This is a genomic window from Bacillus sp. SRB_8 (assembly GCF_003264205.1).
GTDB classification, from domain to species: Bacteria; Bacillota; Bacilli; order Bacillales; family Bacillaceae_G; genus Bacillus_A; species Bacillus_A mycoides.
This window is the reverse complement of record NZ_NADT01000018.1, coordinates 945,765-958,372: the sequence shown is the minus strand read 5'-3', so window position 1 is coordinate 958,372 and position 12,608 is coordinate 945,765. Positions and strand designations below refer to the sequence as shown.

Below are 12,608 nucleotides of genomic sequence, written 5' to 3'. Positions count from 1 at the left end.
GTAGAATGGAATAATGGAGGTGCGTATGAAGAAACTGTATGGCAAGTTAATGTGTTTTATGATTTCAACGGGCTTAGTAGCTGGATGTGATATGTCGGAGCAAACTTCGAAAAGAGAGAAAAAAGATGTGTGCGAAACGACAGAAAAATGCGTACAAGTAGGTGATAAAACACTTCAAAAAGTATATAAAAAGATAGATGGACTTTCAGAACTTGAAGTACTAGAGGATTATGATTTAGAAGGACATTCAAGTAACGATATGAAAGAAGCAGAAATGAAAAAAAAGGATGATGAAAATTATTTCTTTTTAGCTTCTTATTATATCGATGGTGATGAAATTGTAGATCCTTATTTCGATAAACTAGATCGCAAACGATTGAATAAGGCTTTTGCGGAGGATAAGGACGCGAAAGAAGAAGTATTAAAGCAACGTCAAGATAGGGATTATCATGAATCGTTATGGGAGATGTATAGCACGCTTATTCCTGCTAAGTATCGCACTGACATAAAAGAGTTTGATATGGTAACAGATGGATACGATGGAATTGTGGCTCATGTTATGCCAAGTATGGAGTATCCGAAAGAGTGGACCATTAGTTTAGATACGCTTGATTCTGCAGTAAATATCGATCAAGTGGTGAAAACATTAATACATGAGACGGCTCACGTATTGACGCTGGGACATAAACAAATACCAGTAAATGAAAAGTACTTAAAGGCTTTTGAAGAAGATAAAGATATTTCATCATACCAAAATAAATGTAAATCTCTTTTCTTACAAGAAGGATGTGCCAAGGAGAGCTCTTATATAAATCAATTTTATAATTCTTTCTGGAAACCAATTGACCAGGAGTGGACAGAAAAGAAAGTGGAAGAAAGCGAAGAAGCTCAAATTGAATTTTTTAAGGAAAAGCATGGTGAGTTTGTTTCATTGTATGGGACGACAAATGTAGCAGAGGATATTGCGGATACATTTACAGCGTTTATTTTACAAGATTCAAAAAAGGTGAAAGAAGGAACAGAATTAAAATATAAAAAAATTGCCTTCTTCTATCAATTCTCCGAGCTTGTAAAAATGAGAGCGGAAGTGTTAGCTGGGTTATATGATGTGTCGAAAACGATGGAACAACCAAGTGGACACTAATGCGAATTATGTGTTCGATATATTTTAGCCAAGGGAAAACGTGAAGAATTGTAGTTCTTTGCGTTTCTTCATGTTGATAAAATTGAAAATTCTGTCTTTTTTTAAAAAAAGAAGAAGGAACTGAATCATTAAAATAGAATTAGTATAAAAACGTCACAAAATAGACACAATTATAATGCGCATAGTATAGGGGCTATAAGTTTACTCTCGAGGAGGTAATGAAACGTATGAAAACGATTCTTGCTGTTGCTGGTCTCATTTGGGTAATGTCTCACGGTTTTCCGATTTTTGAAGGGGAGCAAATTCGTAGTGCATTAAATAAAGAGTTTAATGATTATCATATTATTGATCGAAAAGATAATGTCGTTACGGTGCGTGTGAAAGATTGTTTCCATACAGTTACGGTTGCTAATGGGAATATTGCAGACGATTCGAAAATGTGTGATAAAAGGTAAGAGAAAGAAGCTGACTCTAGCATATCGCTCTAAGTCAGCTTTTTTTTCGTTTTCCAATAAGGAGTTTTTCAAATGCCTCGACAAATACATACATAAGAGTTGCGAGGACGCAAGTGAGCAATACACTGAGCAAGACGAGTGTGAAGTTAAAGACTTGGAATCCGTAGCTAATTAAATAGCCAAGTCCTTGTTTAGAAACGAGGAGTTCCCCGAAAATAACACCGACCCATGATAAGCCAACATTCACTTTTAACGTTGAAATAATTGCAGGGAAAGATGAAGGGAGAATAACGTGCTTATAGCATTGCCATTTATTTGCGCCAAATGTGTCCATGACCTTAATATAGTTGGAATTGACTTCTTGAAATGCGCTGTAAATAACGAGAATGGTAATGATGATAGAGATGATTACCCCCATTGCGATAGAGGATGAAATATTTGGACCGAAAATAACAATGATGATTGGACCGAGTGCAACTTTTGGCATTGCATTTAGGACGACGAGATAAGGATCAAGTACGCGGGCCAAAAGTGGCATCCACCAAAGGAGAGTAGCAATAATAGCTCCAAGTACAGTTCCGAGAATAAAACCTACTCCTGTTTCAAGTAATGTCGTCCATATGTGGACCCAAAGTGAGCCGTCAATCCATTTCGTTAAAAAGAGATCCCAAATACTTGAAGGAGAACTAAAGAGTAAAGGATCAATCCATTCTTTTTTACTAGCTATTTCCCATAGTGCAAAGAAAAGAACAAGAAGTACAAGTTGTAAAGAGCGAGCTAACCATGCATGTTGTCTTTCTTTTTTTCGAAACTGTTCATGTAGTTGTTTTATATTATCCAATTCGTTCCAACTCCTTCCATATTTCTTGGAAGAGGGATGGGAAGTCATGGTGGTGGCGTGCTTCTAACGGCGATAAGGAACGGATACTTTCTGGGACGATGAATGTTTTTGCAATTTTTCCAGGGTTTGCCTGCAGCAAATAAATACGATCACTCATCGCAATTGCTTCTTCAATATCATGTGTCACAAGTAGGGAGGTTTTCTTATAGTTACGTAGTAATGTGAAGACGAGATCTTCTAGTTTTAATTTTGTTTGATAATCAAGAGCGGAAAATGGTTCATCTAACAATAAAATTTTTGGGTCGGTCGCTAATGTTCGAACGAGTGCAGCACGTTGGCGCATACCACCGGATAGTTCACGAGGGTATTGCTGTTCTATATCATATAGGCCGACTTGTTTTAAAAGCTTTAATGTATGTTCTTTCGTATTTTCATCATAAACCTTCCGAATATGAAGTCCGAGCATAATATTTTCTTCAATTGTTTTCCACGGAAACAAGTAATCTTGCTGGAGCATATAGCCCATAGAGGGGGTCTTACTTGTAATCGGTTCACCATCTAAAAATACGATACCTTCAATTGGATCGAGTAGACCTGCGATGATGGAGAGGAGCGTTGTTTTTCCGCAACCACTTGGACCAAGGATTGAAATAAATTCGCCTTCGTCTACTTGCAAACTCATATCTTCAAGAATAAGTTTGGCATTTTCTTTTGCAAAAAAGCAGTGAGAAACGTTACGTATTTGTAAAAAGCTCATACACTTCGCCTCTATTTCTTAATAACGCTTTCGGCAATTTTTGTATTGACGAGCGCTTCATGTGGAACTTCTTTTTGTAATTCACCAGATTCTTTCATAATCGTTTGGATTTGTTTCCATTCTGCATCATCTAATAATGGATTTGTCGCATATGAATGTTGTTTTTTGTAGCGCTCAATTACTTTTACTGAAATGTCTTTTGAAGTGTCTTTAAATAGTGGTGAAACGGCATCGGCAATCTCTTCTGGACTATGTGTATCAACCCATTGCTGCGCTTTATATAGTGCGCGCGTGAATTTTTCTGCAGCAGCTTTATCTTTCTTTAAGAAACTTTCTTTTGCCATAAACGTTGTATAAGGGACAGTACCAGATTCAGCTCCGAAAGACGCGACGATATAACCTTTTCCTTCTTTTTCAAGTATACTTGCAGTCGGTTCAAAGAGCTGTACAAATTCTCCCGTACCAGATGCAAAGGCATTTGCAATATTAGCAAACTCGATATTTTGAATTAAGTTCGTATCTTTGCGAGGGTCAATGCCATTTTTCTTTAAAACGTATTCACCAACCATTTGCGGCATGCCGCCTTTACGCTGTCCTAAAAACGTAACGCCTTTTACGTCGTTCCAATTAAAAGAGTCTAATTTTTTACGGGAAACTAAAAATGTGCCATCTGTTTGTGTAAGCTGTGCAAAATTAATGACAGGATCTTTTGCTCCTTGTTGATGAACATAAATAGACGTTTCTGAACCAACGAGAGCAATATCAATTCCGCCAGATAAAAGGGTGGTCATCGTTTTATCTCCGCCAGCTGTTGTTTGTAAGTCAATATTTAAGCCTTCATCTTTAAAAAATCCTTTTTCAATTCCAACATATAATGGTGCGTAGAAAAGAGAGTGTGTAACTTCGCCAACGCGAATTTTTTGAGCTTGTTCTTTCGTACTTTCCTTTGTACTACTACAAGCAGCGAATGTGAAAACAGCTAGTAACATGATGCAAAAAACGGTTATTAATTTTTTCACTATATGACACCTCCTAGAAGTCAATCTACAAGCATAATATGTAGGTAAGTGCCCATATGTGAGTATATATAGCAGGAATTTTTTGGGTAGTAAAGAAGTACAAATATAAGGGGTGATAAAATGGATTACGAATACGATGATAGCGTACATTTACATCTTGATTATTTCGGAACTGAATGTGATATGGAATCGATTGCTTATAAGAGGAAGCATGAAGACGTGTGGGATGTGTATTTTAATTTTGGAGTATACGGTATTCAAAAAGATGATGTAGGGGCAGGGGTGTTTATGGACGAATATGCCGGTTATTACGTTTTTTCTGTACATGCTCGTGATTTGAGCTGGGAATTTGGAAGTGCTCAGTTTGAGGAATGGGTTTTGAAGAACCATATAGTAGAAAGAACGCTTCAAAAATAGGGAGGAATTTTGTGTTTGAATTTCTCATCTTATTGCTTATTTGCGTAATTGGAATTTACATCATGCAAGTGCTTACTTACCGATTCGCAAAGAAAAATATTCATAAATATAAGGAAATGAAATGGATTTATATGTGGCTAGACATGACTATGAAAAAGGGTCCGAGATTAGATTTGTTTGATTTTGTACTTATAGTAATCGTAAGTATCATATGGAAAATATGGATGCTTCCTCTTGTATAGTAAACATGCTAATCATCGTATCCTAATAAATAACGAGAAGAACCTGTCACACGACAGGTTCTTCTCTATTTGGAGCATGTAGTGTTACATGGAAAATCCAATGTATACGACAAATTACGACAAAGGGGTTTATACATATTTGTTATTCTATTAAAGGTCATTATTTGTAATGTATATATAGGAGGATTTTTTAATGTTAAAGAAATTATTATTATTTTTGCTTATGAGCTTATGTGTAGTGGTTTTAACAGCTTGTAAAGATGAAGAGGAAAAGCTGAAAGCATCGGAAGAACAGAAAATAGATGAGAAGAAAGTTGAAGAAGATAAGAAGGTAGAAGAGCAGCAAAGAGTAGAAGAAGAAAAACGTAAGCAAGAAGAGCAGCAAAGAGTAGAAGAAGAAAAACGTAAGCAAGAAGAGCAACAAAGAGTAGAGCAAGAAAAACGTAAGCAAGAAGAGCAACAGAAGATTCAGCAACAACAGTCTGCACAACAAGAGAGAACACAAAAACAAGAAAAAACAACAGAAGCAACAGGTGGTAAACCGACAAGATCACAAATTTCGGTTGGTTCACATGTAGTTATTCAATTAGATAAAGATTATAGTAAAACAGTGAGCGGTGTTGTGAAAGATATTTTAACAAACACGGAAACACATACGTACGGAATTAAGGTTCGATTACAAGATGGACAAATTGGCCGTGTTCAAAGTGTTGGATAAATAAAAAAAGAGGTCGTCCATTTTTGGACGACCTCTTTTTTTATTATGCTTGGCTAGTGCGGAAAAATGGAAGCTTCTGCACAGCGTAAACTAACCCGTATGCAAGAATTAAGCACATAAGAGGGTTAATGAAAAATCCGTAGCGATTAATTGCTAAGAATAAGTTTGAGAAGATGATGTAAATAACAGAACTTGCTACTAGCATCATAACGCGCTTATGCTTAAATGAATTTAGCATGAAGCAGAAACTGCTCAAGAATGTACCGATGATAAAGACTCTATGACACATTTGTATAAAGTTATGAATACGGTATTGGTCTACAGCAGGAGCTGTTTTGAATAACTCAATTGTTTTACCGACAGTGAACCAAGAGAACCAATATGTGAAGTCCGTTTTAAATCCATTTTTGATTAAATCTTTTGCGTATGCATTTTTATCATCTAAGCCCTGGGCTTTCATTTGGTTAACTACATTTTCATAGCCAATTTTGTTAAATGGATCTGCACCGGCAATTAATGGGTCTGCACCTTGGGTTGAGAATAAGATAAATTGATTGAACGCTAAATAGTTACGAACAACCCAGGCACCGATAATAAAGAACGGGCCAATGAACCATAATAATCCAATTCGAATTGAGTCTTTAAATCCATATGTGAATAAGACGACAAGAACAGGAATGAGCATCATTGGAGCTGGATTTGGGCGGAACATAAGTAAAATGGAAACGACAATTCCAAACCATATATGGAATTTTGCTTTATTGTATTTCCATGCGAGAACAAATACATACACGCTTAACGATAATAAGAATATTGAAGGAACTTCTGTTAGTAATGTACGGAAGTATGTATAGTTACTTGGATAAATAGCATATAAAATACTCGCAACAATTCCGTAAATATTCTTTTCAAATAACTCTTTCCCTATTAAGAATACTAATAACACTGTGCAAAGGTTTAGTATCATATTAATAACAGTTGCTACGTAATAGTAAGGAAGTGATGTAACATCAGAAATAATCATAGCACCAGCTAATAATAGCGGCTGACCTGGTGTGATGTATGCATTTTTTCCAGGCACTTCACTAGGTTCTAAATAAACATAGCCAAATACACCATGTTTTAATAATTGTTCAGCTGTTAACGAATAGTTAAAGGCATCATTTGCACCATATGTTACTTTGACTAACTCTCCATCTAATCCTGGCTGTTTTACTAGACAAAAAACGTGCAGTAGGAAAGAAAGCGCCAAAATTACATATACCGCTTTAGGTAGATTTTTAAACTTATTTAGCAAAAATGAGCATCTCCTTTTTTATTGTTTCTTTCGTATTTTCATGATAAAACCCTATTAGTATTAAGGTTTTCCAAAACATAGTTATTATATCATAAAGTGGAATGAAGGAATTTAGTTTTTTAAGAATGAATAGTTGGTATTCCAAAAATTAACTGTTGATTAAGGGAGAATTAAGAAACTACAGTTATAGTAGAATCCAGTGTGAAGACGAAATGCGTGAAGTATGTTATCTTAATAGAAACTGTTTTTACGGTGCGGGGTGAAATTAATAAACAGAAAAGAGGGAATGAATTGAGGTGTGATTTTTCATTTCATCAGCCAAGAAGAAGTATATTAATTTCAGCGATGTTAAGTGGCCTAGTAACCCTATATGTAATACCCACACTTTTTTTGATTTTAAAATATTTTAGTTTAGATACGATGAAAGATATGTTAAATCAAAAAATTGTCTTAAGTATAATGACAATTTTGATGTGGATTGTACTATTGTATGTTGCGCATTTGAATAAAGATATTGTTAATAAATTTAAACCGATTATTCGGATTTATATTAGAATGTTTTTAGTAGCGCATGTGGTTACTTTGCTTTTTATTTTCACGCAAAATAATATGAATCTCGTAAATACACTGAATTGGATTTACAATTATAACGCACAGTTTATATTTAGTTTAATTGTAATTTATGCGATATATGTTTTGGTGTATAACGTGCTTGGGAAAGTTTTTTTGAGTACTATTTTGGCAAGCATTTTGCTAATCATTTTGGCTATTGTAAATCACTTCAAAATTGTTTTTAGGGGAGACCCACTATATCCTTCTGATTTTACACAGATTGGACATATGCAATCTGTTATACCAATGGTGATGGATTATTTTAGTTGGGGTTATATTCTTCTTGTTATTGTAAGTGTTGTTGTCTGTATTTTGGCGGGTATGTATGTGAGGAAGTATATTCAAAATGTAAAAGTTCATGCAGGCGTACGAGTTCTATTTATAATAGGATCCGTTTTTATTTTATATGTGTATGGTAATTTTACGAATACGTTTATAAATAAATGGTTTCAAAAGTCGGGTATAGAGTTCGTTTTGTGGGATCAAAATGAAAATTATGCTTCAAATGGTTTTGTGCTAGGATTTATAAGTAATTTAGATACGACAGTCATTGAAAAGCCGAAAGATTATTCAAAAGAAAATATGCTTCAAATAGCAAACGATATAAAGAAACAATATAGTAGCAATATAGGGGCGCAGAAGCAAAAAGAGAAACCGAATATTATTTTTGTAATGAGTGAATCGTTTTGGGATCCAACGAAGTTAACGAACCTGTCCTTTAGTGAAGATCCTTTACCTAATTTGCATCATTATATAGAAAGTTTTCCTGGTGGACAAACTATTTCTCCTGCATTTGGAGGAAATACTGCGAACGTTGAATTTGAGGTATTAACGAGTTATTCAATGAGTTTGTTAAAACCAGGATCTATACCGTATCAGCAAGTTGTTACAAATAAGAAAGAAATTCCATCAATTCCTCGAGCTTTGAAAAAAGAAGGGTATTATACAAGTGCAATTCATTCGTTCGGTCGCTCATTCTTTAAACGGGATGATGTATATAAAGTGTTAGGATTTGATAAGTTTAATGCACAAGATACGATGGAAAATGTAGAAGTTGATGGAGATTATATTAGCGATCTATCTATGAGTAAAGAGATAATAGCTGAATTAGAGAAGCAAAAGAAACCTACGTTTGTTCATGCAGTTACGATGCAAAATCATTTTCCATTTACAGAAGGAAGATTTGGTGAAAATCAAATAGAGATTAGTGGATTAGAAAATGAAGAGTCGAAGGCTGAATTAGAGACTTATACAGAAGGGTTAAGACGTTCAGATGAAGCTCTTCAATATTTAATAGAGGAGCTAGATAATTTAGATAGACCTACATTATTAGTATTCTTTGGGGATCATCTCCCATCACTAGGAACAAATAAATCTCTTTATAAAGAGACTGGTTATATAACAAATGAAAAAACGCCAAGTGAACGATTAGCGATGGCGCAAACGCCGTTATTAATGTATGCAAATTTTGATATGCCAAATGACAATTTAGGTTTAGTAAGTCCAATCTATTTTTCAAATCTTGTCTTTGATTATGCTGGATTAAATAAGGTACCGTTCTATCAATTTTTATCGAAGTTATATGAAGAAATTCCCGTACTTCGTGATGAATTGAAGATAGGAAAAGACGGAGAAGCAATAAAAAGTTTAACAGAAAAACAAAAAGAAATGTTAAAGCAATATGAGTTTATTCAATATGACTTACTCATCGGAAAGCAATATAGTAAGGATATATTATTTAAATAGGCGACAAAAAAGAACTTGTATACGATACAAGTTCTTTTTTCATAGTATTTAACGGGATAACCAGACAAGCTAGGTTTAGGGAGTATTACTTGTACATTTAGTATAAATTAAAATAGAGCCGTTTTAATAATTGATTTGTGAGAAGTGTGTGAATTTTCATCTAGTATATAATTGGACAATTTGTTTAATTTTAATAGAATCAGTTCCAGATTTATTATTAATTTTTAGTTTACAATTATTTGTTGTGTGGATTTATAAACAAACAGGATTTCGAGTTGTTAGTATTTATGCGTTTAACGATGAGCGTGTTTATTTTTTACCTATTCTTTGTATGACTATTGTTCCAACTTTTCATTTTTTCCGCATTATCGTTTTATTTTTAATGGAGGAGAAGAATAAGCCATATGTGGAATTTGCTCGTGCAAAAGGTAGTTAAGAAAAAAGAATTTGCCGTAAGGGCAAATTCTTTTTTTACTGTAAAGGAACTATGAATTTAAAAATTTTATCAGTTCCTTATTTAATTCATCCGCTTGATCGATTGGAGAGCCGTGGCCACTATTTGTAAGAGGATATAGTTCAGAGTTTTTAATTCGCTCTTTTGTTAGCTCAGCACTTTTATAAGGGATGAGTTGGTCGTGAACACCGTGGAATATTTTTGTTGGGACGTTAATTTTACTTAAGTCCTTCGTTACGTCTTCGTTTGCAGCGGCTTGCAAAATTTTGATGAGAGCATAAGAAGCGGACTGCATACCGAGATAAGAAAACCATTCTAACGTGGCAGCTCCTAAGTTTCTATTAAAAAATGATAAAGATACATCACTTAGAAACTTAGGTAAATTTACATACATTTGAGCAATCAGAGCATCTGCTTGTTCTTTCGGTACGCCGTAAGGGGATTCTTGGTTTTTCACGAAAGAAGGAGAGACAGCATCCACTAATGCAAGTTTGGAAATACGACGCCCATTATATCGTGACATATACCGAATAGAGAGAGCACCACCGACTGAGAAGCCGACTAACGTAGCATTTTCTATTTGAAGTGCATCTAATACAATTGCGATATCATCAGCTAAACGATCATAAGTGTAACCAGTCCATGGTTTATCAGACTGTCCGTTTCCTCGTATATCCATGGCGATGCAGCGGAAACCATGTTGTGGTAAGATATTAAATTGATATTGGTACATTTGATGATTTAAAGGCCAGCCATGAACGAAGAAGACAGGTTTACTTCCAGGGCCTGGGTTAATATCCTCAACAAAAATGTGTACATCTTTTTCCACTGTAACGAACATGATGTATCCTCCTCATGCATTTTAGTAGGCTCTCTCCCAAAATCGCTGTTTTGTCATTGCCTGAATAAATTCATTCGCAAGTAAGGTAGGATTTTGTTCTGTTATAACGCCAGGTTTTCCTTCGATGTTTAAAGATTGAACAATAGTAGTTCCATTTTGGAAAGCGCCAATTGGCTTAAAGTGATTATACGATTCTACGACGAATGAACTTGCCTTGTTAAGAAAATGATCATTAATATTTCCACCAATAAGAAGTAGCCCATCATAAAGAAGTGGTGATCCTGTTAAGAAAGTATCATTCACTTCCCACTGTCCATTTTGAGAGCCTTGCACAAAACCTAATCGTTCGGAAATAATAACGGGCTGAAGACCGGCTTGTTTGAATTGATTTATAATATATTGTGCGTTTTGACCGTCATATCCGTTTGCCACAATGACGCCTACTCGTAATGTATTTGGGCTGAATGTTGTATGTTCCATACTTAGTGCTGGTGAGGATTTTGTAACATTTGATTCTTGAACATTTGGTACTGTTGCCCCGACTGCTTCAGCTACTAAAGTAGCTAATTCCGTACTTATATGACCAATCATACCTACGACTTGTTGGCGAACTGATTTACTTTTTACTTTTCCTAATTCAAAGGAAAAGGCCTGCATAATATGGATTTTTTCGACGTGGCTCATACTATTCCAAAATAAACGGGCTTGTGAGAAATGGTCTTTAAAACTTGCGGCTGTCTCTCTTGTTTTATGTCCAGAAACAGTAGAAGGATATGTAACGAAACCGCCTTTCGTACCAGGTACAGTAAAGGGAGAGTTATTAGCTAAAGAGTTATTATGGTAAGCGACTTTTCCTTTATCAATTATATATTTAGACGCACCATCTCTTTGATTGTTATGAAAAGGACATACCGGACGATTAATCGGTAACTCTTGATAGTTTGTACCGACGCGGGCTAATTGTGTATCTGTATAAGAAAAGAGTCTACCTTGTAAGAGAGGATCATTTGTAAAATCGATACCGCGGACGATGCTTCCAGGGTGCAGTGCGACTTGTTCTGTTTCCGCAAATACGTTATCAACGTTTCGGTTTAACGTCATTTTTCCGATGATCTTAACAGGGAAGTCTTCTTCCGGCCAAATTTTTGTTGCATCTAATATATCGAAATCGTATTTAAATTCATCCTCTTCTTCTAAAATTTGAACGCCAAGTTCGTACTCAGGGTAGTTTCCGGCATTAATATTTTCCCATAAATCACGGCGATGATAATCTGGATCAGCGCCGCCTAGTTTTTGAGCTTCATCCCAAATTAACGAGTGAACGCCAAGCTTTGGCTTCCAGTGGAATTTTATGAATCGTGACTTCCCATGTTTATTAACTAAACGAAATGTATGAACGCCGAACCCTTGCATCATTCGAAAACTTCTCGGAATTGCGCGATCCGACATAATCCACATCATCATCGCAGCTGATTCTTGATTATTGGCGATAAAGTCCCAAAAAGTATCGTGTGCTGTTTGTCCTTGGGGAATCTCATTATGTGGCTCTGGTTTAAGAGCATGAATAAGATCCGGAAATTTAATACCATCTTGAATGAAGAAAATCGGAATGTTATTACCCACTAAATCGAAATTTCCTTCCTCTGTATAAAACTTAACAGCGAATCCTCGTACATCTCGGTTCGTTTCATTTGCACCTTTTGATCCAGCAACTTCAGAAAAACGAATAAAAATAGGTGTCTTTTTAGATGGGTCTTGTAAAAAATGAGCCATTGTTAAGTCTTCTAAAGAATTATATAGCTCAAAAACACCATGTGCTCCGTAACCGCGGGCATGAACGACTCTTTCAGGAATTCGTTCACGGTCAAAATGAGCGAGTTTTTCTCGCATCAGGAAATCTTCTAAAAGTGTAGGACCACGATCGCCGGCGGTTAAAGAGTTTTCATCATTTGAAATTTTGACACCCGTATTCGTTGTCATCTCTTTTCCTTCATTGTTTTTCGTAAAGGATTGTAACTGTTCTATCTTCTTATTTTCACGACCGTCCATATAAAGCACCTCCCAT

The 12,608-nt window shown here is 35.4% G+C and carries 13 protein-coding genes; 7 read left to right on the top strand and 6 right to left on the bottom strand.

Annotated elements, in window-relative coordinates:
- Nucleotides 1-25 precede the first annotated feature (25 nt).
- Nucleotides 26-1,144: a recombinase family protein gene (locus B5P40_RS15175; protein ID WP_113709381.1), complete on the top strand. Its 1,119-nt coding sequence runs from the start codon at nucleotides 26-28 to the stop codon at nucleotides 1,142-1,144.
- A 227-nt stretch (nucleotides 1,145-1,371) separates the two neighbouring features.
- A complete protein-coding gene (locus B5P40_RS15170) occupies nucleotides 1,372-1,599 on the top strand; it encodes a hypothetical protein (RefSeq protein ID WP_002129567.1) in 228 nt (75 codons plus the stop codon).
- 34 nt (nucleotides 1,600-1,633) lie between these two features.
- On the opposite strand, the gene B5P40_RS15165 is transcribed toward B5P40_RS15170, so the two are convergent.
- The 3 genes from B5P40_RS15165 to B5P40_RS15155 are packed head-to-tail and all read right to left on the bottom strand — an operon-like array spanning nucleotide 1,634 to nucleotide 4,216.
- Nucleotides 1,634-2,440, bottom strand: a complete 807-nt coding sequence (locus tag B5P40_RS15165; RefSeq protein WP_113709380.1) for an ABC transporter permease — start codon at nucleotides 2,438-2,440, stop codon at nucleotides 1,634-1,636.
- Entirely contained in the window at nucleotides 2,433-3,197 is a 765-nt protein-coding gene (locus B5P40_RS15160; RefSeq protein ID WP_113709379.1) for an ABC transporter ATP-binding protein, read from the bottom strand. The genes B5P40_RS15165 and B5P40_RS15160 overlap by 8 nt, the downstream gene beginning before the upstream one ends.
- 11 nt (nucleotides 3,198-3,208) lie before the next feature.
- Nucleotides 3,209-4,216 carry an ABC transporter substrate-binding protein gene (locus B5P40_RS15155; RefSeq protein ID WP_113709378.1) on the bottom strand — a complete coding sequence of 336 codons (1,008 nt, stop codon included), beginning with the start codon at nucleotides 4,214-4,216 and terminating at the stop codon, nucleotides 3,209-3,211.
- A 120-nt stretch (nucleotides 4,217-4,336) separates the two neighbouring features.
- Between B5P40_RS15155 and B5P40_RS15150 the strand changes: the two genes are divergently transcribed.
- The 3 genes from B5P40_RS15150 (at nucleotide 4,337) to B5P40_RS15140 (ending at nucleotide 5,593) form a co-directional block, all read left to right on the top strand.
- Complete coding sequence (locus tag B5P40_RS15150) at nucleotides 4,337-4,633, top strand: DUF3986 family protein (protein ID WP_002015724.1); 297 nt, start codon at nucleotides 4,337-4,339, stop codon at nucleotides 4,631-4,633.
- An 11-nt stretch (nucleotides 4,634-4,644) separates the two neighbouring features.
- A complete protein-coding gene (locus B5P40_RS15145; RefSeq protein ID WP_002143493.1) occupies nucleotides 4,645-4,875 on the top strand; it encodes a hypothetical protein in 231 nt (76 codons plus the stop codon).
- A gap of 193 nt (nucleotides 4,876-5,068) precedes the next feature.
- Nucleotides 5,069-5,593: a YwbE family protein gene (locus tag B5P40_RS15140; RefSeq protein WP_113709377.1), complete on the top strand. Its 525-nt coding sequence runs from the start codon at nucleotides 5,069-5,071 to the stop codon at nucleotides 5,591-5,593.
- Between the two features lie 43 nt (nucleotides 5,594-5,636).
- Here the strand turns inward: B5P40_RS15140 and B5P40_RS15135 are convergent, their stop codons facing one another.
- A complete protein-coding gene (locus tag B5P40_RS15135; RefSeq protein ID WP_002190978.1) occupies nucleotides 5,637-6,890 on the bottom strand; it encodes a glycosyltransferase family 39 protein in 1,254 nt (417 codons plus the stop codon).
- A 291-nt stretch (nucleotides 6,891-7,181) separates the two neighbouring features.
- Between B5P40_RS15135 and B5P40_RS15130 the strand changes: the two genes are divergently transcribed.
- Nucleotides 7,182-9,248, top strand: coding sequence for an LTA synthase family protein (locus tag B5P40_RS15130; protein WP_078176455.1), 2,067 nt, complete (start codon nucleotides 7,182-7,184; stop codon nucleotides 9,246-9,248).
- A 148-nt stretch (nucleotides 9,249-9,396) separates the two neighbouring features.
- Nucleotides 9,397-9,684 (top strand): ABC transporter permease subunit, encoded by a 288-nt coding sequence (locus tag B5P40_RS15125; protein WP_002190974.1) that lies wholly within the window; start codon nucleotides 9,397-9,399, stop codon nucleotides 9,682-9,684.
- A gap of 49 nt (nucleotides 9,685-9,733) precedes the next feature.
- Here B5P40_RS15125 and B5P40_RS15120 read toward each other — a convergent pair whose 3' ends face one another.
- Nucleotides 9,734-10,543 (bottom strand): alpha/beta fold hydrolase, encoded by an 810-nt coding sequence (locus tag B5P40_RS15120; RefSeq protein WP_002129555.1) that lies wholly within the window; start codon nucleotides 10,541-10,543, stop codon nucleotides 9,734-9,736.
- Nucleotides 10,544-10,564: 21 nt separating this feature from the next.
- Entirely contained in the window at nucleotides 10,565-12,592 is a 2,028-nt protein-coding gene (locus B5P40_RS15115) for a catalase (RefSeq protein WP_113709376.1), read from the bottom strand.
- Between the last annotated feature and the right edge of the window lie 16 nt (nucleotides 12,593-12,608).